Here is a 19,456-nt window from a genome sequence, read left to right as displayed (position 1 = left end):
GTGCGTTAACGCAGTGTAACGCACCCTACTGGCGTATCTACTCGTCAATTTGACCAACGCGGCGGATATTTAAAATGTCGCTCATTTTCTTAATTTGGACAAAGACTTGCTCTAATTGAGAGCGATCGCGTATATCTATTCCTAAGTCCATCAATGCAGGTTGACCAGTAGAGGTTTTCACCTGGGCATGGCGGACATTGATCCCTTGATCGCTCAAGCGTGACAAAATATCCTTTAACACCCCTACGCGATCCAGGGCTTCAATTTGAACATCTACGGGGTACGTGTGCGGACGACCACTATTTTCGGCGGCTGGGTTCCACCTAACTGGTACTAAGCGCTCATACTCCACAGTCTCCAGATTATGGCAGCCTTGGCGATGAATTGAAATCCCCCTACCTCGCGTCACCACACCAATAATTGGTTCGCCAGGAATCGGGGTACAACACCCAGCTAAATAATATACCAACCCCTCTACCCCAAAAATTGGCGAATCAGTGGAGCGTGAGGTAGTTGGAGGTGCATCTCGCAAAGCTTTTGAACTTGGTTCTTTGGGGATAAATAGAGGCACAGTGGCAGCTGGTTGTTGTCCCTTCGCTACTTCTCGCCAGCGATTTAGCACTAAGTTCAACGTAATTTCTCCATAACCCAAACCAGCCAGTAAATCTTCTACGCTGTGGTAATTACACTTTTCGGCGACAATCTGCATCGCATCCGACTTTAACAAACTATCAAAACCAGTTTTACCAAGTTCCTTTTCTAGCAATTCTCGTCCACGGGTGATATTTTCTTCCCGGCGCGATCGCTTGTACCATTGTTTTATCCGATATTTCGCCGCCGAACTTCTGACAAAGTTCAACCAATCCAAACTCGGATGGCAGTTCTTTTGGGTTAAAACCTCTACAATATCACCATTGTGCAACCGCGTTGACAATGGCACCATTCGCCCATTCACCCGCGCCCCTGAACAGTGGTTTCCCACTTCGGTATGAATCCGATAAGCAAAGTCTATAGTTGTAGAACCGGGGCTTAAAGGAACAACATCCCCCTTAGGGGTGAAGACATAGACATCATCTTCAAATAAATTATCTTTTACGCTATCAAGATATTCTTGGGCATCCTTGAGATCAGTTTGCCATTCCAGTAGCTGCCGCAGCCAAGTAAACTTGTCATCTGTCGCTGTCAAATGGCTAATACTAGAACCTCCTGTTTCTTTGTACTTCCAATGGGCGGCAATCCCATACTCGGCGATGTGATGCATTTCGGTTGTCCGAATTTGCACTTCCAAAGGACGACCAGTTAATCCAATCACCCCAGTATGCAACGACTGGTAACGGTTAGGCTTTGGCAGTCCAATATAGTCCTTAAATCTCCCAGGAATTGGACGAAAAGCATCATGAACCACCGCCAAAGCCCGATAGCATTCCTCATTAGTTTGAACAATAATCCGCAGCGCAGCCAAATCGTAAATTTCATGAAATTCTTTTTGCTGGCGGTGCATTTTTTGGTAAATGCTATAAAGATGCTTGGGACGACCACTGATATCCTGAAAGTGGATTCCGGCTTGCTGCAAACGTTCCCGCAAAATGTCTGTAGCTTTGGCTAATTTCTCTTCTCGTGCCGTCCGTTTTTCAGAAACATGCTCTTGCATTTGGCGAAAAGCTTCTGGTTCCAAATACTTAAAAGCCAAATCTTCTAGTTCCCATTTAATTCGCCAGATGCCCAAGCGATTAGCTAAAGGCGCGAAAATATCTCGTGTTTCCTGGGCACTGCGGCGGCGGCTAGCCTCTGACATGTATTGTAAAGTTCGCATATTATGCAAACGATCTGCCAATTTCACCACAATTACCCGAATATCTTGCGCCATAGCCAAAAACATCCGCCGGAAGTTTTCGGCTTGGCTTTCGGTTTTGCTGGTGAAATTGATCTTAGAAAGCTTGGTGACACCTTCGACCAATTGCCGCACTTCTGGGCCAAAGCGTTCTTCTATTTCTTCACTTGTAACTTCTGTATCTTCAACTACATCGTGGAGAAATCCAGCTGCTATCATAGCAGCACTACCTCCCAAGTCACGCAGCAATTCAGCCACAGCAATGGGATGAGCAATGTATGGTTCTCCCGATTTGCGGTATTGACCCTGATGCAGTTGGTAAGCAAATTCAAATGCTCGACCAATTAAGATTGCATCACTATATCTTCGGTCATCTTCCACTGTGCCGCTAATTGTCGATGACTCCTTCAAACATTTTTTTAACCATTCCGGAATGGCAAGATCAACTGATGAATTTATAGCTATGCTGCTCATACAATTGGGTTTAGAGTGGCTCGGTAGATAAGTGAAAGATAAATAAAACTGGCAGCATCGCCCGAAGAAGATGCTGTCACCCAGAGAAGGGTAGAAAAAACAGTGTCAGGATGATTTTCCAATTGCTATGGTAGTCATCCAGTTTGAGTTTCAAGGATCATAAAAAAGAAAATCCATTGATGGCAAACAAAGCCTTAAATCATCGTTTGAGGCTTTTAATGTTGATAAGTCTTTAAGAAAGTTTATTGTAGAAGAAAAATTACTTGACATTAATACTATCTTAACTAGCACTGGATGTCTTTAAACCGTGAGAAATATCTGGCATTTGTAACCTTATTAGAGCAATTACGCTCCGATGCCACAACTACCCAAATCGTTGCGCCCGAACTGCGGCAGCGTGTAGCCTCGTTGCAGCAATTCTTTGGGCAGCAGATTGTGCCTTTGGCTGATGAAAACTGGCGAGTACAGTCTTATCAAACGGAGATGAGCAAGCAATTGCGCCTGTTGGAAATGGATGTAAGGTTTTTCCAAGGAGCGCGGCAAGCATCTACTGCACAAACGAGACTTCAAACGATTAGCGATCGCTTGACAACCCTCATTCAATATTGTGATGCCATTCTGCAACCAGAAGCGGAAGGAGAAAAATAACAATTGTTCACCTTTTTCTCTAATTTCTCCATCATCTCATTTACAACCGTTCATGAAAAGTTATTTTTGCAACAAGTTGGAAATGGGGACACTTCGACAGTGCGGTAGTTGAATCTCGACTCACAACGACAAGCTCAGTGCATCGCTGGGGACACAACGACTGCGCTCAGTGCATCGCTGGGGACTGGGGATTTGGGATTGTTATTCCCCTTGTCTCCCTTGTCTCCCTTGTCTCTCTATGCCCCATTCCCAATACCTTTAAGGAGAAGATTCATAGTGCGGCGCATATAGGCTTCTACTGGCTCGGTTGTGGGTTTGAAAATCAGTGCATAATATAGTGAACCGCTCACAAGGTCGATAATTAGGTCTACGTCTGCGTCCTTGTGAATTTCATCTCTGGACTTGGCACGCTCAAGTACTTTCGCAAAGGCTTCACGTCGGAGTTTTGTATATTTTGTCCAATAGACCTCGGCAAACTGAGGATTGCTAGACGCTGTACTAACAATCAGTGCGAGTGTCTGACGGCCAAGGGGACTATCAATTTTTTTGGCGGCATTCTTAATCAGAATATCCATGTCTCCCCAAAAGCTGCCGGTATCGGGGATCGCTAAATCATCTCTGAGACTTTCTATCGCGTCTGCAACTAGTTCTTCTTTGGAAGTGTAACGCCGATAGATGGTTGTTTTACCAACTCCAGCACGAGAAGCGATCGCTTCTATACTCATGCTTTCATATCCTATCTCTGCAAGCAAATCCAAAGTCGCTCGCAGAATCGCTTGGTCGGCGTGGATGCTGCGCGGGCGTCCAGAGGTGCTGTTGATTTGCTTACTCATAAAAATATCATCCCCAAGCAATATCTTTTTGGTCATTTGCTCCTACCTTTGGGCACAGAACATCGCTTCTGGGAAACAAATAAGCTTTATAACCCAATTTTCATGCACTAAAACAGCAGCAATGACCATCCATCTTTAGCATAAGTATTTCTGCCACTTTTCATAGATAACTCTCTTGACCATTTTTATATGATACGCTACCGTAGCGTATGTATACAAAATTTAATTTTAGCCTTGGCATTGGTTAACATCTCCCAAATATTATTTGTGCTAAATAATGGCTACCAACATTAAAAGTTCTAGTATTGACCAATTTGGTTATGTCCACGGGCCATTGAAGTGGGCGATCGCATTTACGGCTTCTCTGGGTGCAATATTAGAAGTAATTGATACTAGTATTGTCAACGTCGCTCTCACTGATATCCAAGCTACCTTGGGTGCAACTGTGAGTGAGGTAGGTTGGGTAGTTAGCGGATATGCGATCGCTAACGTCGTCTTAATTCCCTTATCTGCATGGTTGGGAGATTACTTTGGGCGTAAAACCTACTTTATCTTCTCGCTAGTTGGTTTTACGATTTCCTCTGTTTTATGTGGGCTGTCCTTCAATCTACCGATGTTGATTGCGGCTCGAATTCTCCAAGGTTTATGCGGTGGCGGATTGCTAGCGAAAGCCCAAGCAATTTTGTTCGAGACTTTTCCCCCAGCTGAACAAGGTTTGGCGCAAGCAGTTTTTGGCGTGGGTGTAATTGCTGGGCCAGCAATTGGCCCAACCTTAGGAGGATTCTTAGTAGATGGTTTAGGCTGGCGCTGGATTTTCTTCGTTAACATTCCCTTTGGGATCGTTGCAGTCGCGATGTCTTTGGCGTTTTTGCCAAAAAATAAGGATAAGAGCGATACAAAGAACCAAGCTGTTGATTGGTGGGGAATTGGCTTTTTAATCGTGGCCGTGGGTAGCATACAAACTGTATTAGAAGAAGGGGAAACAGACGACTGGTTTTCCTCTAGTTTCATCGTCTCTCTGACTATCCTTGGTATTATCGGCTTGGGGTTGTTTATTTGGCGAGAACTGAAAACAGATCACCCGGCTGTGGATTTGAGAGTTTTGCGTCACCGTTCTTTAGCTGCGGGAAGCATTCTTTCAGCAGTGGTGGGTATGGGGCTTTATGGCGCACTGTTTGCTGTGCCGATATTTGCTCAAAGCGTGCTGCAATTTACGGCAACACAAACAGGACTATTATTAGCACCTGGGGCTTTAGCGTCTGCGATCGGTATGGTTTTATTAGGCAAGCTGACTAGTATAGTTGATGCGCGATTTTTAATTGCGATCGGCGCTGTCGGCTCATCTGGAGTCATGTTTCAATTGGCAGCAATTACCCCACAAAGCGGCACAGACGATTTATTTTGGCCATTGGTATGGCGCGGAGCTTTTACTGTATTTATGTTTCTCCCTTTGAGTTTGGCAGTTTTAGGGCCGCTACCCAAAAAAGATATTTCTGCTGGTTCTGGTTTCTACAACCTGACTCGACAACTAGGTGGTAGTATCGGCATTGCCCTACTTACTACTCTGCTTGACCAAAGACAGACTTTTCATCGAGATATCCTGTTAGCAAAACTTAGCCCTTATGACCCAGAAACCAGTCAACGTCTCGACTTGCTCAATGGGGCACTTCAAAGCCAAGGCATGGATGCGGCAACAGCGCAACAACAAGCACTAGCTTTATTAAGTCAAACAGTAGATACTCAAGCTGCTGTTTTGTCTTATGCAGATTGTTTTCGAGTCGTAGGCATAGGATTTCTTTGCTCATTACCCTTATTATTATTCCTGGGCAAAGGTGGTGCAGGAGTGAAAGCGCCAGTCGGTCACTAGGTTCAAGGAAATAGCGATCGCCTCCCTATTTTAAATACTCTGATGGCAAAATTACGGATGAATACGTATATAGCAATCCGATTTGATTTCTGTATCCCTCACGGGAGCGTAGCCATACTTATTTGTGTAGAAGGCAATAGGCAATAGGCAATAGGCAATAGGTAATAGGCAATAGGCAATAGGCAATAGGTAATAGGTAATAGGCAAGAAGCCTCTTTGAGCTGTACTGAATGTTTTCAGAAATCAAATATGAGTCCTGTACTTCAGTTTTGCTCAGTAAACAATGGGTAACTCAATACTAAATTCAGTTCCCCAATCTGGATCAGATATCACATTAATTCGACCATTGTGGCTCTCAATGATTTGGTAACAAATCGATAATCCTAATCCTGTACCTTTGCCGACTGGCTTGGTGGTGAAGAAGGGATTAAATATCTGATGATGAATCTGGGCGGGGATTCCGTTACCATTATCCTTGATGCGAATTCTAATGTAGTGATCGTTTAGTTTCTCCGTGTGAATCCAGATGCGACTGGGATAATTTCGTATTAATTCTGGCGATGATCTACGGTCTGTCGCAGACAATCGCACTTGTTCAGCTTCTTCTAAAGCATCGATCGCATTATTCAGGAGATTCATAAACACTTGATTGAGTTGCCCAGGAGAACAAGAAAGCCAAGGCAATTCTCCATATTCCTTAATCACTTCAATACCAGAATAGCGATCGCTAGGATTAAGGCGACTTTGTAAAATCATCAATGCAGCCTCTAAACCCTCATGAATATCAACCACCTTGAATGTTGCTTCGTCTAATCGAGTGAAGTTTCGCAAAGATTTAACAATCTCGCTAATCCGCTCGGAACCTGTCTGCATTGATTGGAGTAATTTTTTAATATCCTTTTGCATAAAATCAAGATCCAGGGCTTTAATTTCCTGCTGAATCACTCGACTCGGATTAGGATATTCTTGCTGATAGAGTTGAATCAGTTTCAGCAAATCATTATAGTATTCACCCGCATAGGTCAGATTTCCATAAATAAAGCTTATTGGATTATTAATTTCATGGGCAATTCCTGCAACTAAATGTCCTAGTCCAGACATCTTTTCCGTTTGCACAGCTTCAAGAGCATTTTGCAGTTTGAGTAGAGTCTGTCTTAAGGTTTCATTCGATTGTGCGAGTTCTGCCTCAATGCGTTGGCGTTGTTGAATTTCTTTACTCAGCGCATGAATTTTTTGGTTAAGCACAACGAATTGATCGCTTGTTCGCTTTTCTAACCGCAGTAAATTAATGGCTGGGCTTTCTGGCGATCGCGGCTCGATCAAAGATCCTTGACTACGACAAGCAATTTCCTCTCCTTGGGCTTGCTGGATAGTTAAAGCTCCCAAAATCATTTGACGACTTTGAGAGCAAGCTCGAAGATAGTCGATGACTTTCTCTGAAGAATCAGTAACAAACTCGGTAAGACATTGACCAATCAGTGCTTTACTGGTCTTGTTAAAGAGTCTGGCAGCAGGCTGATTAACTGCTAAAATTTCACCTGCGCTAGTCACAAGCAGCAGAGGTTCTGGTAAAACCTGGGCAAACTTTAAAAATTGATCGCGTATCATGATCTGGAGGTACTGAAGCGAGGATCTTTACCACTGCTCATAGCACTGATGGGGTAAAAGTGAAGAGACTAATACTAATTTTCGATTTTAGATTTTGGATTAAAAGCTTTGACCACAAAGCTGCTTCAGAAATCTTAAATAATACCTTTTGTACTAATCTGGTATAAGCTACGCTTTGGGGCATCAACTTCAGCCGGGACATATTATTACAGGGAGAGGGTGATAGTCTGCAAATGTCCCGTTTAACGCTGCTACTATGCTTTGAAGTATTCTTGTGCTGTAAACTCGTCTAATACTTCGCTAGGTTTGAGATAAATAACGATTTTGCATTCTTGTGCGCCTCTGGCAATCGTGTCTTGTAACTCGACTCTAGCGTAGCCGAGGTTGTCGGCTGCGATCGCGCCAAAAATGTTTGATGTCATAACACACATAGCTTCGCGTCCTTCTACCTGTTCTGCAAAAGGACATTTGCGATTGCCTAAAACGATCTTCTCATCGGTTTCTTCAATCACATAAAAGTCACCTTGAATCCGGCGTTTCCAATCTACGAGGACAACAGTTACCTGTTCACGAGAAAGATTTGACAATTGCAAAGCGTTTTGGTAAATCTGATTGACATGTTGACCTGTTCGATAGCCGACCACATTCAAAAAGCCTTCTGCCTGTTCAATCCCAACTACATCTTGTAGGGTTCCAGCCAATTCTCGAATCATTGTACGCAGAAACTGGTCGCGCTCGATCGGTAATTCTAAGGATTTTATTTGGTTGTCGAGCGAAGATGTGTCAACCATGATAGTGTTATTCTCTCGATGTTTAGATGGGACAAGCATCAATGGCCCTTAGTTAAGCGAAAATCAGTGAAACACCAAAATCTCTTAATTAAATACCATGTATAGCTGTCAATAGTTTTCCCTAACTGGCTACAAAACTCACTTCAACTACGAGCGAATGGCACTAAGCTTAGTTATTTGTTAAAGCAAGCTCTTTTTCTTCAGGGGTTTAGCCGAGATATCTACAAAATCGGACAATAGTCAAATTCCTGTCAATAGACATCTCCGGAAAAGATTTAGAAACTTTAAATTTACGCGCAGACCTAATCCCCCTACTCCCCTTCCCTTCAAGGGAAACGGGAATTAAAGCCTCTCTTTGCTTGCCTAACGGCAGGCTGACGCCAACGGGGAGAGGTTTGGAGAGGGGTCAGACATTAATTTTCGGAGATGTCTAATGCGTAAGCCCGGAATTTTTCTCTGCTGAAAGTCACAGAAGAGGCTTAATCTACACTATATATGCATCATAAAAGTAAAAGTCCCACTCAGTTTTGAGCGGGACTATATGAAGTCTTATTTCTAAAATGAGAAATCTTAAATCTTAGAAAAAGTTCATGATTGTAATAACCCCAACGCTGGTTAACATCATTAAAGCGCCCATAATTATAGACTGGCCTAATGGATTGCTGAATTTTGCGTTGTTCATTGTAAGTAAAATCCCTTTTATTAATAGTTCCTTAACCATATCAAAATCAGTATAAATATCTATAAAAGTATTATAAAACTTAAATTACCTTAAACTTTCTTAGTAAATACTTCATTTATGCTTATGTAATAATTTTTACTTGGCATTGCGTGTGGTTAGGGACATCCAAGAATTAAATTACTCAATTCCTACATCCAACGTTACTATTCAATTTTTTCTCCCCCTGCCTTCCAAAACGATTGATTATTTTTTTAGTTGGAAGTCCCTTATTTTTCTTGTCCCCATTCCCCATTTTCAAAATGTAGTAATTTCCGCACAAAATAATTACCTTATCTCCGAGCGGAATACGTGTCTTGATGGGGTAAGATCGATATTAATCAAGGTAGAAATATTTGAATAGAAGATTATCATGACAGTCTCCACGGCATCTAGAAACCAAGCGATCGCTTTTGACTTAGACAAATTAAACGAGCAATTTGAAACTGCCAGTCCTAAAGACATACTGGCATGGTCTATAGAGAATATCCCAACGGGACTGGTGCAAACAAGCGCCTTTAACGTGGATGACATGATAATTACCCATATTCTTTACAGCGAACTGAAGCATCCCGTTCCTGTAATCTTTCTCGATACTTTGCACCACTTCCCTGAAAGCCTAGAATTAGTAGCCAAAGCTGAACAAATCTACAACCTGGATTTGCAAACTTTCAAAACTCCAGACCTAGACACCCGCGAAGCCTTTGAAGCCAAATACGGCGACAAACTCTGGGATACGGATATTGCCAAATTCCACCACATTACAAAAATTGAACCACTACTACGGGGTTTAGACGAACTCAACAGCGTTGCTTGGATTACCGGACGCCGCCGTGACCAAGCAGTAACCCGTGCAAATATGCCCATATTTGAATTTGATAATAAAGGTCGGCTGAAAGTAAATCCCATAGCTACTTGGACTCGTCAAGACAGCTGGGTTTATGTGGCTGAACATGGAGTCATCTACAACCCTCTCCACGACCAAGGTTATCCCAGCATCGGCGACCAACCCATCACCACCAAAGTAGGCGAAGGCGAAGACGAACGCGCCGGACGCTGGCGAGGAAGTGATAAAACAGAATGTGGAATTCATATTTAAAAGTGAGTGGGGAGTAGGGATTGGAGAGTGGGGAATAGAAGAAAAGAAAAATTTCCCCCGACCTTCCTTACTCTGCGCCTTTGCTGTTAGATAACAGTGTTAGACAACAAATTTAGAGGCTAATTTCTTGACCATTTTGCTGGAAAAGCTGCTCTAGAGAAGCTAATTCAGCTTCTGTAGCTGCGTCAATCTCTGGCAAAGGTCGCTGCATAATTGAATACAGTGATCGCTTTTGCACTTTTGTAGATTGCAAACCAACTTCCTTCAATTCCTCTCCAATTTTTAAGATCATATTGCGTCGGTCAGCTTTAGCTACATCAGGACTTTGAAGAATAGCTATTTCAATAGCAGGTAAAATAAATTTCTTTACCTTGTCATATTCTCCTGAATAAATAGCATTTTGAGCTTGAGTAACTAGCTCTTTTATAGTTTCTAACGACTCCCAATCTTGCTGTTTGCGCTTTTCTATGCGAAATAACATATAGCTGAAACCCTTAAAAGGCTTACTATCACGGAGAAATACTTTAGTATTTCCCGGAGAGCCAAGCCGTAGGTTATCTTTGACAACGCAAAGATTTTCCATCTGAATCTCTCGTTCTTCCGCCAAAATTACGGCAAAGTACCCCTCTCTAAGGAAATTACTACTACCACCGTCAGCATCAGAAAAAGTTTGTCGATAACCTAACTCTAGCCGGCGTTCTCCAATATCAAGTAAATCTTCTATTCCCCGATATACGGGTTCTGCTAGATTCAACACAGTTGAAAGTTGAGGCGTAGGTAACAATTTGGCAAATCTTCCCATTGTCTCGATAAATTTGCCGATGGAGTCACTCGCAGCCATGCTAAATAAGCCAGCTTCAAATTCTACTAAACCTTGATTAAAGGGAAATAAAGGCGTAAGAGGACATCTCTCTAGAATGACTTTATCTAAATTGTTGCTTCCCAAATCTTTTAACTGACCGGGCGCAGCTAAAAAAGGAATAGTTACTAACTTAGAGTCATAATGGAAACGGACAGCAGCATTAACAACTGGATATCGTTGTTTAAACCAGTCTACATCTTTAGCTAAATTCATATCCTCTAGCCAGATGCGACAATAGGCTTCACCTGCACGAATAGGTGTATCATCGTAGTCTTTATCAACTCGATGTTTTGGTAGGAAAATAGTTGTATATTTTTTAGCCTCGCGGCTGAAAGTTTCAGATACATTTTGGAAAATACCCATAAAAATATGACCCTGTTAAATCAATTTAAATATGATGAAATTTGAGGCCAGATAGCACGGATAGGAATACCACCTGTTGAACCTGGAATCACGGTACGTCCTATACCGGGATTTCCTTGATGAATTGCAATCAATTCCCATTGACGATTAAAAATTGGTGCGCCAGAGGAACCATCATCAGTTTTCACATTATGGTCAATGTAATCTTCTCCTACTTGTGTAATTTGTCCAAAATCGGAAATTATAACTGGGTTTCCTTGTGGATGATGGATAATACGAACATCTTGACCGCTATCTAATATAGATGTTTCATTAATAAAAATAGCTTTTTGTTGCTGAGGATTATCTTTTATTTTGACTAAAGCGTAGTCAGGGCGATTATGATAGCTCAAAAAAGTCATATCTAGTTCAAATAAATTATTGTCTAACTGACGGCTGTGAGCATTGTAGTTAAAACGTATCCAAGCTTGTCTAACTTGAGTTTTGCTAAAAATGTGATTGCAGGTTAGTAATAAATTTTTACCTATCAATACTCCTGTCCCAATACCCATTCCTTTGGGTGATTCGATTCTGCAAACAGTGTTACAAGCCTTTAAAGCGTTGAGATTTTCCCGACCTCGTTCAGCTAATTTAGTGAATAATTCTATATCTTGGTCTTCAAACTCATAACTTTCTTTTCGATTGAGTAGATACTGTAAGAATTTCACCATCGGGTGATGATCTATTCGCTGATTAGAGACTTTATAATTTTTAAATTTTGCTACTACTCTGTTGCTGAATTCTACAGGATTGTTAATAAAAATTAGAGGTCTAATAAACGAATCTTCAACACCTGATGAGCTAAATACGCTTCTCCAACTACTTGCATTATCAAACTTTGTAGCAAAGAATTTTTCTAGACTATTCTCTAAATATACAACATCATTTTGCTCTAAAAATATTTCAGGATTCATTACGCTCTCAGGTGTCCAATTTAAATTGAAATCTATATTTGTAGAAAGAAAATTGTTAACAGCTTGAGTTCTTTCAATTGATAATGAATTAGGAATATTCTCTAAAGCTTCTGGCTGCTTGTAATCTTCTAAATTAGGAGTATATTCTTGTAGTGTATCACTAAATTCTGTACTAACTATCGTAGTAATAATAGGTTGAATAGATATCTTTTGTTTAAAACGACGCTGCAAATCTTGAATAAACTCTTCACTAGAAGTTGATTGTAGATGATATTTCTTCAAGGCTCTCTCAATTGGTTTAAGAATATTTTCATAGAGATCATCAATATATCTCTCTCGTACATCATACGATTTTTCTAGATTCATTGACCAGTAATGATACCACTGCCAAAGCGATCTAAAATTGTTGGGATGTAGAATAGGTATACCTATTTGCCGAAGGATACTTATTTGTAATGTCAACTCTCGGTAGAGTTTTCTATAATCCTCATCCTCAGATTTAATTAAATAAACAGGGTCTCCCTGAATAGCAACCGAAATCATGATTCCCTTCAATTTTTTAATTTTTGCTATTAGGTCTTCAAATTGTGATATTTGCCAATTTTCAACTAGCTGTTGATGAGATTTGTCTTCAACATAGTGCTGACATAAAACAAGATCAATTTGACTTAAAGAGGTAGTGTATAGGTCGTGAACATATCGTCCTTTTAATGCATATCCCCTTTCTAAAGATGACCAGCGATCGCGCCAATCTGAAAGAGACTTACAAGGATTATGATTTTCGATTAATACCCCTTCTTCTGCAAGAAACTCTATGATGTCAACAATCTCTCTATATAGTTTTGTGTATAATTTTTCTTTCTCTCTAATGGGATTACGATATGAATCAGTTGATACCGCAATCATAATTGATTGTAACTGTTGAATTTTAGTTAACAGTTCTTCAATTTTGGCTATTATCATAGGCAATCCAAGTCTTATTCAAATTCCTATTTTCAACAGTAAATTACTAATTGTATTTATTTCTGGTTGCGGAGATTTTCTATATGCGCTATGAGCCTATTAATTTGTTCTTCCCTGTTGCGATCCCACTCACGAGACCAAATTCTGTAAATGCGCCAGCCTAATTTTTCTAAGACTTCTTGGCGGAGGCGATCACGATCGCGTGCTGTAGGATATTTATTATAAGTTCCGCCATCACACACAATCCCCAGAAGAGACTCTTCATTTTCGGGTTTGGAATTATCCATCACAACTAAGTCGATTGGATAAGCTGAACGACCTACCTGTTTCTTAACTGCGTATCCCTTTTCTGTTAAAGCCTGATATATATCTTCTTCAAAAGGTAAGTTTAAGTGAGACAGGTCATCATCACGCTTTTCATCTAGTTTTTGACCGCCACTTTGAACGTATGTAAAATACTTCTTAATTAATGCAGCTTGTGGACTTACTTCGGGGTTAATATTCTCCTGTTTAATCGAAGCGACTAATACAAACTTGTATTTAGCGCGAGTTATTGCAACGTTTAATCTTCGTTTACCTAAATCTTGCTACTTTTTACTGAAGTAGCCAAAGCTGTGATTCAACTTACCCGGATTTTTATTATCAAAACCAAAGCCAAAGCTTAGGAAAATTACATCTCGTTCATCACCTTGAACATCATCAATTGATTTAACAAAAAACTTATCAGAGTTTTCTTGACAAAATTCTTCTATTTCATGATGTTGAATAGTTATTTGTTTTATTTGTTCTTGAATGGCTTTTGCTTGTTGTTTACTTGAGGTAATAATACCCAAAGATTGCTGAGACTGTTGTTTAAAATGCTGGACTGTTAGCTGTGCGACTGCTTCAGCTTCACGAATATTATCTCCGCGACCACCACGGTCATATATTCCCCCTTCAACAAAATGGAAATGTACGCCTCTGCTAACATCTTTTGCAGGGTTAGGGAAAGAAATAAGTTTTGACCCGTAAAATTCTTGGTTTGAGAAGGCAATTAGGCTTTCGTCTTGACTACGATAATGCCAACTTAAAGTACGAGTGATCATAATTGATAATTTAGAACACTCATCTAGCAAATTTTCATAAACTTCTTCCTCTTCATCGTCGCTATCATCGGCTCCTGCACTTTCAAAGTAAGCTGTAGGGGGTAACTGCTTGCTATCGCCTACAACAATTAGCTGCTTTGCTCGCATAATAGACGATACTGCATTTTCAGTACGAACTTGAGAAGCTTCGTCAAAGATAACAACATCAAACTCCACTGCGTCTGCATCTACATATTGACAAACCCCTAAAGGACTCATCAGCCAACATGGTTTAAGAGTAGTAACAATTTGAGCATTCTTCTCGATAAATTGACGGATGTTTTGTTGTCTACTTTTCTTTTTGATTTCCCCTTTGAGATTGCTTACTTGTGCCTGTGCTTCTGGCTGCTTTAACCAATCTTGGCAACGTTGTGCATGGAGTTGTCTCAACCGTTTTATTGCAACCTCATACTGTTGTTTATCTTTTTCTGAAAATTCATTTATTCTCTGTTCGTGCAAATTCTGGCTAAACTTTCGCAACTTAGAATTATCATCATGTATGTGTCGCAGCCAATTTTCATAAAAGCCTTTCCGTAAAACAGAATACCACTTATCTGGTAAAATGTCGGTGTCTCGTAGTTTAGCTAAAAATTCCTCTGTTCCAATAGCTTCTAATTTATGTACAATTTCTTGACAGTCCAACCACTGTTGGAATAGATCAAGCTCATTATAGGCTTGTCTTCGGAAATCTTCAATTTCATTTAAAGGTGTTCTCTTTAATACATCTAATGCTGTTAGTCTTTCTTTAGGGAAGTGTTTATTTAAGAATTTGCAGCCGTCTTGAATTTTGTTTAAAGATACTTCCAAAGATTTGAATAATTCTCCTAGTTGTTCATAGCGTTCTCTTGAAGTAAGAACTGCGGCTACTGTTTCTTTATCTAATAGAAGATTTTTATTTAGGTTTTCCAACCATTCAAGACCTTGCTGGATATTTTGCAAATTCGTCATTTCTTTCTGGAAGGAAGAACCAAAAACCTGACGAGCTTGGTAGTTGCGGTCTTGTAATTTAATTAAAATATGTTGACGCTCAAGTGCATTTTCAATATCTGCCATTAACTCTTGCTCAGAAATGCGCTTGTGGTCTTGTCGAAGAGCGATGAGACGTTGACGTTCGCGCCTCTTATCATATAGCCATTTCAAATAAGCTGGTTTAATAAAGCGAAAGATCCCTGTAAATCTTCTTGCAAAAATTTTCCTTATTTTTAATAAATCGAAAGTAAAAAAATCTCGCACATACTTGGAATTGAGATCGTAACTAATTGATTGATAATTCCTAATGTCTGTTTCTAAGTTTAAATACAACTGTGCCAAATCATCTAAATCTGTTGGCAATGACCAAGTTTCAATGTTTGATGGAGCATTAAGGATATGATTAACTGCTGGTTGTAACTCTTCTAAATCATACAAATTTTCAATTGTTTCGTTGATATTTAGTAGTTGTACCAATGAAGATACAGTATTCTGAGCCAGTTTTATGCCAGCGCTAAAACTGTCAAGATTTCTACGCAAATCTTGATATATAGCAGACGACCAAGGATATTTTACGGGACTACTTGACCATAGGGTTTTTTGTCTACCCCGGAATATAGCCTCAAATTGGCCAAGTTTTTCTAATAATTTTTTTGCATCTAACAATTTAGTTTCTGGCCAATCTTGCAAATTAGAGAAATTAAACTCTAGTTGAGGAATATCTTTGTCTTCTCTTTCTAACCTACGAATTTCGCCATACAAATTAAAAGCAGACTTTTTTAGTGGTTGCTTTTTATCATGCAAACCTTTTGTATGATCGTTGAGAAATTGTCGATAGTCGCGTAAAGGTTTAAAGAAGGTTTCCCAATCTTCCTGTTGTGCTTCATTACTTTCTGAAAGCTCATCGTAAGTTTGTACTAGCTGATTGAATAAATCTTTGGCTTTTTTTGTCACTTCATGATGTAAATTCAGACAGATATTTTCTAATTGGCTTTTTTTTAGTCTTTTAAAAACAACTTCTAAGGCAGTTTGCTTTTCTGCAACTACAAGGACTTTTTTTTCTTGACCAATTAACTCAGTGATGATGTTAACAATAGTTTGACTTTTTCCTGTACCAGGAGGCCCCTGTATAACACAATTAGAACCTGCCTTGACAGCTTCTATAACTACTTGCTGGCTGGAGTCTGCATCAAGTATCTGATAAATTAATGAAGGGTCTATTTGATCAAGTTCTGGCTCTTCAAAAATGGTGGTACTCTTGATATTGTTCGATGTTTCTTTTGAAGCCAAAGCCTTCAGTATGGGATGATTAGCTATCTTTTCCTGATTTTGTTCCAGGTCTTGAATCATTGCTGCTTTTGCGTCTGGAAACAAAGTAATGTGTGCTGTTTCTTTTACTTTCCACTCAGATTGTTTAGCAGCGATGGCACTACGAAGTTCATTGAAAAAATCTTCATAGCTCAATTCTTTAATCCTGTCACTGTCAGGCAGCGTTATACCATAATCCCGTAACCTGTTGACTAAAGTAAAGTTAACAGTAATATCATCATCTATAGGGTGAAGAGTAAATTCTAATGACTTTCTACCTATTTTTTCTAATCTCACTGGAATAAGCAGAATAGGAGAAACATATTTTTCATGAATATTTTCGGTATTAAACCATGTTAAGGCATTAATGACTAAAAAAAGACTATTAAAACCCTTTTCTTCAATGGTTGATTTAGCCTCTTTACGAAGTTCATCTAAAAGCTTTAACGGGTCTTCATCAGTCTGCTTAGGTTCCAGTTCACTAATTGGTAATGATTCAGGCTCATCTCCTGTAAAATGATCATATAAAAATGAAGGATCTCTTAAAAGAGGAACTAATCTGTTTTGATTTTGGCGTAAATCAACTAATGGATTTTTGTTGGATTCACCAATCAGCTTTTTCTTCCAATAATTGATTTTGTCTTCGATTTTCTGAGGTTCCGAAATACTCATTCGCTTTTAATTACAGTGCTGTACAGCAATTAACTTCTGTTTTAATACTTTTATTATAAGTAATATTTCTGATAAATATTATCATTTGTTACAATTTGCTGATATAAGGGTTGTCGTTTGTTTGGACTACACCTTAGAAAAATCTCAATGTAACGACGTTACATATTATTGAAACGTAAAATGCCGTAGGCGATATTATGATTGGCATGGGCAATTTAACATCAAATAGCCAGTTAATACTTGAGATAAATGTATGATTAAAATTCTCCACCTTTCCGACATTCACATGGGAAGCGGCTTCTCCCACGGACGTATTAATCCGGCAACTGGGTTAAACACACGATTGGAGGATTTTGTCAATACATTGTCTATATGTATTGACCGAGCGTTGACAGATGCTGTTGATATGGTGATATTTGGTGGCGATGCTTTCCCAGATGCGACACCACCGCCTTATGTACAACAAGCGTTTGCTAGCCAGTTTCGCCGTCTGATGGATGCCAATATTCCGACAGTGCTGTTGGTAGGCAACCACGACCAACATTCCCAAGGACAGGGAGGAGCGAGTTTAAATATTTACCGCACTTTGGGAGTGCCAGGGTTTGTAGTTGGCGATACATTAACTACGCACTGTATCGAAACCCGTAATGGCAAAGTGCAAGTAATCACCCTGCCTTGGCTGACCCGTTCGACTTTGATGACTCGCCAAGAGACTGAAGGTTTATCTTTGGCGGAAGTCAACCAACTATTAACGGAACGTCTGCGAGTTGTTTTAGAAGGGGAAGTTCGCCGTCTTGACCCAGATGTACCCACTATCCTTTTAGCTCACTTGATGGCTGACAATGCTAGCTTGGGCGCAGAAAGATTTTTGGCGGTGGGTAAAGGCTTTACTCTGCCCTTATCTTTGCTGACGCGACCTTGTTTTGATTATGTAGCATTGGGACACGTCCACCGCCACCAAAATCTGAATAAATCTAACAACCCGCCGGTGATTTATCCAGGGAGTATTGAGCGGGTAGATTTTAGTGAAGAAAAAGAAGACAAAGGCTATGTGATGATAGAACTGGAGCGGGGAAGCGTTGAGTGGGAATTTTGCCCTTTAACAGTTCGGACTTTCCGCACCATTGAAGTGGATGTCTCAAAAGCAGACGAGCCGCAAGCGGTGTTAATGAAAGCGATCGCCAAGTATGATATTCAAGATGCTGTTGTGCGGCTAATTTACAAACTCCGCTCCGAACAGATGGATTTAATTGACAGTTCCTCTCTACATACTGCTTTAAGTCCCGCTCATACCTACACCATTCAAGCAGAATTAGTGAGTCAATTAGCCAGACCCCGAATTCCTGAATTGAGCGCAAGTAGTAGCATCGACCCAATGGAAGCTTTAAAAACTTACTTGAATAACCGCGAAGACCTTAAAGATATCGCAACTTCAATGATGGATGCAGCACAAAAGTTGCTAGCAGATGAAGTGGAAGTTTGGCTGGAAGCAGCAACTAATGACTAGGATAAAATAATTTGTAATTAACAATTATTATGGAATAACAAACCGCAGAGGCGCAAAGGGCACGGATAAATCAGAGTTTTACAGGTATTTTGTGTAAGCCCTATTTTCCACTCTCCAAAATATATGACGCAAACAATCCCAGCAAAGGCCATCGACTTACGTTATTTAATTGATAACTTTGGTATTGACTTAGTTTTGGATGGCTCATTCTTTTGGGAATGGCAAGAAGATTTACCAGAAATTAATGATTTAGATAAACAACTTTTAGATAAAGTAAAAACGGGTTATTTTAATCTTCTTAATTACCCACCTTTACTAGAAGATGTAGTCAGAATGGCAGTTGTAGACCCATTGCTTTTTATTGGGGATTTTTATCTAGCTCCGTATTATGTAAAATCAGAAGAATCTATAGATATTGCTGTGCCAGATGAAGATGTAATTATCAAAGGTAGAATAGATACCTTAGTTTTAAAAGAGCAATTTTGGCTAATGATTATTGAGTCTAAAAGAGCTTCGTTTTCAGTGGAACAAGGACTCGCACAAATTCTTGCTTATCTGTTAGGAAATCGAGATAACGATCAACCTAGTTTTGGTATGATTGCCACGGGAAGCGAGTTTATTTTCGTTAAATTAGTGAAAGGAAATCCACCACGTTATGCTTTATCAAAGGGTTTTTTGATGCGTAACCCTGGAAATGAATTGTACGACGTGTTACGTATATTGAAACGCCTGACTCAGTTGGTGGGTGCCTAAACCTTATTGCTTGATTATATGTTCTCATAATAAAGGCGATGTCTGGCGACCAATAGCTACACGTCTACGCTACATCAGTTAATCAGTTAAGATTAAGTAATGAGAAAATATCT

13 protein-coding genes are annotated in these 19,456 nt (G+C 39.9%); 5 read left to right on the top strand and 8 right to left on the bottom strand.

Annotated elements, in window-relative coordinates:
* Nucleotides 1–37: 37 nt before the first annotated feature.
* On the bottom strand, nucleotides 38–2,305 hold the full coding sequence (locus RMX98_RS15165) for a bifunctional (p)ppGpp synthetase/guanosine-3',5'-bis(diphosphate) 3'-pyrophosphohydrolase (protein ID WP_322678582.1): 2,268 nt from the start codon (nucleotides 2,303–2,305) through the stop codon (nucleotides 38–40).
* Nucleotides 2,306–2,599: 294 nt separating this feature from the next.
* On the opposite strand from RMX98_RS15165, the gene patD reads away from it, so the two are divergent.
* Nucleotides 2,600–2,953: a heterocyst frequency control protein PatD gene (patD, locus tag RMX98_RS15160; protein ID WP_322678581.1), complete on the top strand. Its 354-nt coding sequence runs from the start codon at nucleotides 2,600–2,602 to the stop codon at nucleotides 2,951–2,953.
* A 236-nt stretch (nucleotides 2,954–3,189) separates the two neighbouring features.
* On the opposite strand, the gene RMX98_RS15155 is transcribed toward patD, so the two are convergent.
* Nucleotides 3,190–3,822 (bottom strand): TetR/AcrR family transcriptional regulator, encoded by a 633-nt coding sequence (locus RMX98_RS15155; protein WP_409881494.1) that lies wholly within the window; start codon nucleotides 3,820–3,822, stop codon nucleotides 3,190–3,192.
* Between the two features lie 241 nt (nucleotides 3,823–4,063).
* On the opposite strand from RMX98_RS15155, the gene RMX98_RS15150 reads away from it, so the two are divergent.
* Nucleotides 4,064–5,653 carry a DHA2 family efflux MFS transporter permease subunit gene (locus RMX98_RS15150; protein WP_322678579.1) on the top strand — a complete coding sequence of 530 codons (1,590 nt, stop codon included), beginning with the start codon at nucleotides 4,064–4,066 and terminating at the stop codon, nucleotides 5,651–5,653.
* Nucleotides 5,654–5,926: 273 nt separating this feature from the next.
* Here the strand turns inward: RMX98_RS15150 and RMX98_RS15145 are convergent, their stop codons facing one another.
* Both RMX98_RS15145 and RMX98_RS15140 read right to left on the bottom strand, forming a co-directional pair.
* Complete coding sequence (locus RMX98_RS15145; RefSeq protein ID WP_322678578.1) at nucleotides 5,927–7,261, bottom strand: sensor histidine kinase; 1,335 nt, start codon at nucleotides 7,259–7,261, stop codon at nucleotides 5,927–5,929.
* Between the two features lie 254 nt (nucleotides 7,262–7,515).
* Nucleotides 7,516–8,052 (bottom strand): methanogen output domain 1-containing protein, encoded by a 537-nt coding sequence (locus RMX98_RS15140; RefSeq protein WP_322678577.1) that lies wholly within the window; start codon nucleotides 8,050–8,052, stop codon nucleotides 7,516–7,518.
* 1,091 nt (nucleotides 8,053–9,143) lie between these two features.
* Between RMX98_RS15140 and cysH the strand changes: the two genes are divergently transcribed.
* The gene (gene cysH / locus RMX98_RS15135) at nucleotides 9,144–9,869 is read left to right on the top strand and encodes a phosphoadenosine phosphosulfate reductase (protein WP_322678576.1); all 726 of its coding nucleotides are present in this window, start codon (nucleotides 9,144–9,146) and stop codon (nucleotides 9,867–9,869) included.
* 112 nt (nucleotides 9,870–9,981) lie between these two features.
* On the opposite strand, the gene RMX98_RS15130 is transcribed toward cysH, so the two are convergent.
* From RMX98_RS15130 to RMX98_RS15115, 4 genes are all read right to left on the bottom strand, one after another.
* Nucleotides 9,982–11,094 (bottom strand): hypothetical protein, encoded by a 1,113-nt coding sequence (locus tag RMX98_RS15130; RefSeq protein WP_322678575.1) that lies wholly within the window; start codon nucleotides 11,092–11,094, stop codon nucleotides 9,982–9,984.
* Nucleotides 11,095–11,114: 20 nt separating this feature from the next.
* Nucleotides 11,115–13,010, bottom strand: a complete 1,896-nt coding sequence (locus tag RMX98_RS15125) for a trypsin-like peptidase domain-containing protein (protein WP_322678574.1) — start codon at nucleotides 13,008–13,010, stop codon at nucleotides 11,115–11,117.
* Nucleotides 13,011–13,066: 56 nt separating this feature from the next.
* A complete protein-coding gene (locus tag RMX98_RS15120; RefSeq protein WP_322678607.1) occupies nucleotides 13,067–13,378 on the bottom strand; it encodes a DUF559 domain-containing protein in 312 nt (103 codons plus the stop codon).
* A 219-nt stretch (nucleotides 13,379–13,597) separates the two neighbouring features.
* Nucleotides 13,598–17,083 carry an AAA domain-containing protein gene (locus RMX98_RS15115; RefSeq protein WP_322678573.1) on the bottom strand — a complete coding sequence of 1,162 codons (3,486 nt, stop codon included), beginning with the start codon at nucleotides 17,081–17,083 and terminating at the stop codon, nucleotides 13,598–13,600.
* Between the two features lie 253 nt (nucleotides 17,084–17,336).
* Between RMX98_RS15115 and RMX98_RS15110 the strand changes: the two genes are divergently transcribed.
* The gene (locus tag RMX98_RS15110) at nucleotides 17,337–18,590 is read left to right on the top strand and encodes an exonuclease SbcCD subunit D (protein ID WP_322678572.1); all 1,254 of its coding nucleotides are present in this window, start codon (nucleotides 17,337–17,339) and stop codon (nucleotides 18,588–18,590) included.
* Nucleotides 18,591–18,713: 123 nt separating this feature from the next.
* The gene (locus RMX98_RS15105; protein ID WP_322678571.1) at nucleotides 18,714–19,343 is read left to right on the top strand and encodes a restriction endonuclease subunit R; all 630 of its coding nucleotides are present in this window, start codon (nucleotides 18,714–18,716) and stop codon (nucleotides 19,341–19,343) included.
* Nucleotides 19,344–19,456 lie beyond the last annotated feature (113 nt).

It is taken from the genome of Nostoc sp. DedQUE02, assembly GCF_034531035.1.
GTDB lineage: Bacteria > Cyanobacteriota > Cyanobacteriia > Cyanobacteriales > Nostocaceae > Nostoc.
The sequence above is the reverse complement of the archived record's forward strand: the minus strand, read 5'-3'. Positions and strand labels throughout refer to the sequence as shown.

Coding starts and splice junctions, on each gene's coding strand:
- RMX98_RS15165 (WP_322678582.1), bottom strand. CDS start 2,305: ATGAGCAGCATAGCTATAAATTCATCAGTTGATCTTGCCATTCCGGAA.
- patD (WP_322678581.1), top strand. CDS start 2,600: ATGTCTTTAAACCGTGAGAAATATCTGGCATTTGTAACCTTATTAGAG.
- RMX98_RS15155 (WP_409881494.1), bottom strand. CDS start 3,822: ATGACCAAAAAGATATTGCTTGGGGATGATATTTTTATGAGTAAGCAA.
- RMX98_RS15150 (WP_322678579.1), top strand. CDS start 4,064: ATGGCTACCAACATTAAAAGTTCTAGTATTGACCAATTTGGTTATGTC.
- RMX98_RS15145 (WP_322678578.1), bottom strand. CDS start 7,261: ATGATACGCGATCAATTTTTAAAGTTTGCCCAGGTTTTACCAGAACCT.
- RMX98_RS15140 (WP_322678577.1), bottom strand. CDS start 8,052: ATGGTTGACACATCTTCGCTCGACAACCAAATAAAATCCTTAGAATTA.
- cysH (WP_322678576.1), top strand. CDS start 9,144: ATGACAGTCTCCACGGCATCTAGAAACCAAGCGATCGCTTTTGACTTA.
- RMX98_RS15130 (WP_322678575.1), bottom strand. CDS start 11,094: ATGGGTATTTTCCAAAATGTATCTGAAACTTTCAGCCGCGAGGCTAAA.
- RMX98_RS15125 (WP_322678574.1), bottom strand. CDS start 13,010: ATGATAATAGCCAAAATTGAAGAACTGTTAACTAAAATTCAACAGTTA.
- RMX98_RS15115 (WP_322678573.1), bottom strand. CDS start 17,083: ATGAGTATTTCGGAACCTCAGAAAATCGAAGACAAAATCAATTATTGG.
- RMX98_RS15110 (WP_322678572.1), top strand. CDS start 17,337: ATGATTAAAATTCTCCACCTTTCCGACATTCACATGGGAAGCGGCTTC.
- RMX98_RS15105 (WP_322678571.1), top strand. CDS start 18,714: ATGACGCAAACAATCCCAGCAAAGGCCATCGACTTACGTTATTTAATT.